This window comes from Parvibaculum sp. (genome assembly GCF_049672805.1).
Classification (GTDB): domain Bacteria; phylum Pseudomonadota; class Alphaproteobacteria; order Parvibaculales; family Parvibaculaceae; genus Parvibaculum.
The window spans coordinates 1-1515 of the sequence record NZ_JBATWS010000346.1 but is presented as its reverse complement, the minus strand read 5'-3'; the positions used below and the strand labels follow the sequence as shown (position 1 = coordinate 1515).

Annotated in this window: 2 protein-coding genes; both read left to right on the top strand. The window is 57.3% G+C overall.

Annotation, left to right across the window (positions count from 1 at the left end; translation table 11 throughout):
* A partial coding sequence (locus WBF74_RS10935; RefSeq protein ID WP_424439482.1) for a lyase family protein occupies positions 1–1099 on the top strand: 1099 nt, incomplete at its 5' end.
* Positions 1100–1337: 238 nt separating this feature from the next.
* On the top strand, positions 1338–1515 hold a 178-nt coding region (locus WBF74_RS10930), incomplete at its 3' end, for an AbrB/MazE/SpoVT family DNA-binding domain-containing protein (RefSeq protein ID WP_424439485.1).

Below are 1515 nucleotides of genomic sequence, written 5' to 3'. Positions count from 1 at the left end.
CTTGACCGGGCGATTGCGGCCGGATCCGGTGCATCCGAACACGCATGTCAACATGAGCCAATCCACCAACGACGTCATCCCTTCCGCCATGAAAATGGCGATCGGTGGAGAGCTGAATGCCCTTGCGGAGGTCCTCACAGGCCTGACGGAGGCCATATCCCGAAAAGAGAGAGAATACGCAGGCGTCGTCAAACTCGCCCGCACCTGTCTTCAGGACGCGCTGCCCATCACCTTCGGCCAGCAGTTCTCGGGATACCGAGCCGCATTCGAGCGGCAGGCGGCCGGACTTCGGATTCTCGAAGATGGTTGCCTGGGTTTGCCGCTCGGGGCCACCGCGGTTGGAACCGGTCTTGGCGCTTCCACGCAGTATCGGGCCTTCATCTTCGACGAATTGCAGGCCCTGACCGGCAAGCGCTATCATGCCGACCCCAACCTCTTCGATGCCTTGCAAAATGCGGATTTCTGGATCCGCGTCTCGGCGTGGCTGAAGACGATTGCGGTGACCCTGTCCAAGCTCGCGTCCGATCTACGGCTTATGGCGTCGGGCCCTCGTGCCGGTCTCAACGAAATCACTCTGCCGGCGGTGCAGCCTGGTTCGTCCATCATGCCTGGGAAGGTCAATCCTGTCCTGCCGGAGATGATCATGCAGGTCGCCTTCCGGGTGATCGGCAACGATGCCACGATTACCCGGGCAGCTGAAGGCGAACTCGATCTCAATGTTTGGGAATCCATCATTCTAGAGGGTCTGAGCGAATCCATCCGGCTGATGCGACATGCGATCCCGCTTTTCGTTTCCGGCTGTGTGACGGGTATCGAGGTCAATTCTGCCCGCGGATCTGCGGACGCATTCTCCTCACTCGCACTCGCGACGGTGCTTGCCGATATTTTTGGCTATCCTGCTGCGTCGCGCGTCGCACGACATGCGAGAAACCTCGGCCTCTCAATCTCCGAATCCGCAGTTGATTGCGGTCTGATAAACCAAAAAGATGCGGACCGTCTGTTCGATAACGTGTCCATCTATGCCAATGTTGAACAGAGCGAAGCTATCATCAGTGAAGTTCGAGCATCAGCTCCGCAAGCTTCGACTTCATCGTCATGAATGCTTTGCCTCAATCCATTACCATTCTGTCGGCTATGGATCGGCAGTACCTTGCTCGGGCTTTTTACCTGGGTAATACCGTTCGCTTTGAGACTTGTCGCACTCTTCACGCCAATGGCGCTGACACGGTCGTCTTGAAGGCGGTCGTCTTTCCGCGGGCTTGGCGCAAAAGCCGGCAGCGTTGATTGTAATTGGATTTTACATTACTATTTGTGCAACAATCCTGCCGGAGGCTAAAATGGCATCGCTTGCAATTACGGCGAAGGGGCAGGTCACTCTGAAACGAGACCTGCTGCAACATCTCGGGTTGAAGCCGGGAGAACGCGTTGAGTTTGAAAAGCTGCCCAACGGTGAGCTGCGGGTGCGGGCGGCGCGTCCGACCGGCACGATTGACGGCTTTCTTCATGCGCTTGATG